Genomic DNA, 1,947 nt, shown 5'->3' with positions numbered 1-1,947 from the left:
CACGCCAACACCGCGCCGACCTGACCAAGCCCTACTAGGGATTCCCGAAGACCTCCGCCCGCACGGCGCAGCGTGCGGGCGGTTTTGCAGGCCACTGGGTCCGGGTGGGAACCCTGCCGGACCCGGTGGGCGTTCGTCGGTGGACGGGGAGGGAGCAAATAATATGGACGGGAGTCAGTTCCAGCGTCCGGCGCCGATGTGGTTCGAACGCTACCTACGCGAGCGCGGATATCCCTTCACGAGGGAGCCCGGCCTTGCCACTGCTGCCGGACCTGGCTGTGTGGTCAGTGTTGCGGGGCGCACCGTGGCCTGTGCGGTGATGGGGAGCGGAGGTGCTTTCGACCTCACCGCGCTGCTGGACGGATTCGAGGATGCGGCCCACCGACTGGGGAGTGCACGCTACCGCGGTACGCCGTGTGTGATCGTTGTGGAGTGCAGCGCGGGCGGCTGGCTGCACTCGACGGCAGACATCTGCCGTCGGCTCAACAGGCTGCTGCACGGCGACATTCCCAGGGAACTCCACGACACCCCGGACGTGCCCTGGTCTCCCCGTGGCGACGAGCGCCCGGAGCAGCGGCTGGCGGACGCCTACCCGCACATCAGCGCGGTCGCGGTCATGGCCCGCAACAGCCATGCCAGTCAGTGGCTTCGGACCCGGATCGTGCCGCCGCCCAAAGGCCTCGACTCCCATCAGGGATGGTTGCACACCGTGATCACCGAGATCGGCCGAGCCCCCCGGGGCGGCTTCCTTTCCGTGGACACACTTGAGACGTTGGGCCGCAGCGCCTCGCCCCTGCCCGGTGAGATCTTCGACGGTCCCACGGATCGTCGGTGGATCCCCGACGCATTCGGCGACTGCATCGAGGCTTCTGGGCGGGACTGAGCTACGCTCCCGTGATCGTCACCCGATCAGTGGCCGCTCCGGAGGCGCTCCGTCGTATCCAGCTCGACGATCAGCCGAGACCAGACGGCCGCGAATCCGGGGTGAAGGCGCAGCGAGTCGATCTCTGATGGGGTGCACCACCGGTGTGCGGTGCCTTCGCGGTCGCCACGGTGGTGGCCTAACGGCTCCGTGACGTCCGCGATGATGGTGTGATATGCCCATCCGCCGTGATCATCGGCGGAGATGAGGACGGGGCGCATCGTCGGAACGCTGCCGAGTTCCTCGGCGAACTCCCTGCAGGCTCCGTCCCACGGGCTCTCACCGGCTTTGAGTGCGCCTCCGGGAACGCTCCAGGTCCGGCCGTGATGGACCCGCCAGGATCGGCGCTGGAGCAGGAATCGGGGCCCTCGACGCAACAGAAGACCTGCGGCACCGTGCGGCCCCCAGTGGCGGCAACCGCGTTGGTCCCTGACATATCCGTGGCTGCTGTCGGCCATGACGCCTCCTCAGGACAAGACCTTTTCTCCGGCGGACGGGGCTGGCAGGTGAAGGCCGCTGGTGGGATCGGCCGCCCTGCCGCGCGCACCCCCACGATGGCATCCTGCGTCCCCCGGGGCGGGTGTTCCGGAACATCGACGCCCCTCCTGGAGACTTCCGGAGAGGCTGAACCGGACCGACCCCCGTCAGTCCGGCACACGCGGCGGCGCCGTCCGGCTGCGGGCTCGTCGGCGCCGGGTGGAGGGGAGCGTCGGAGTGCGTGATCGGCCTCACGAACGGGTTGCGCGGCGGGGCAAGATGGCAAGTCCTGGAACCTCGGCAACCTCAATTCCGGCACCACCACCCTCACCATCACCCCCAGTCACCTGCCTGGATGCGGCATCGACCTGCAGAGCGGTGTGGGCAGTACCGACACTCACTCAACCGAGGGCCCAGCACGGAGTCTGACGCGCGACATCGATCCCTGCGGGTGCCGCTGGTGGCGCCGGGAGCGTCAGCGGGAGCGCGAGTCGCGGTGGGGGCGGAACAGGACCGGCAGCAGCGAGAGCAGGACGACCGCCCCCACC

General features: G+C 69.0%; 2 protein-coding genes. One reads left to right on the top strand and one right to left on the bottom strand.

What is annotated here, in order from left to right; translation table 11 throughout:
* The first annotated feature begins 163 nt into the window (after positions 1 to 163).
* A complete protein-coding gene (locus AA75_RS29435; protein WP_033823333.1) occupies positions 164 to 883 on the top strand; it encodes a hypothetical protein in 720 nt (239 codons plus the stop codon).
* Between the two features lie 26 nt (positions 884 to 909).
* On the opposite strand, the gene AA75_RS44875 is transcribed toward AA75_RS29435, so the two are convergent.
* Positions 910 to 1,380, bottom strand: a complete 471-nt coding sequence (locus tag AA75_RS44875) for an NUDIX domain-containing protein (protein WP_063794460.1) — start codon at positions 1,378 to 1,380, stop codon at positions 910 to 912.
* Positions 1,381 to 1,947 lie beyond the last annotated feature (567 nt).

The organism is Kitasatospora sp. MBT63 (assembly GCF_000710465.2).
Lineage (GTDB): Bacteria > Actinomycetota > Actinomycetes > Streptomycetales > Streptomycetaceae > Kitasatospora.
This window is presented reverse-complemented; position numbering and strand designations above follow the sequence as displayed.

Coding starts and splice junctions, on each gene's coding strand:
- AA75_RS29435 (WP_033823333.1), top strand. CDS start 164: ATGGACGGGAGTCAGTTCCAGCGTCCGGCGCCGATGTGGTTCGAACGC.
- AA75_RS44875 (WP_063794460.1), bottom strand. CDS start 1,380: ATGGCCGACAGCAGCCACGGATATGTCAGGGACCAACGCGGTTGCCGC.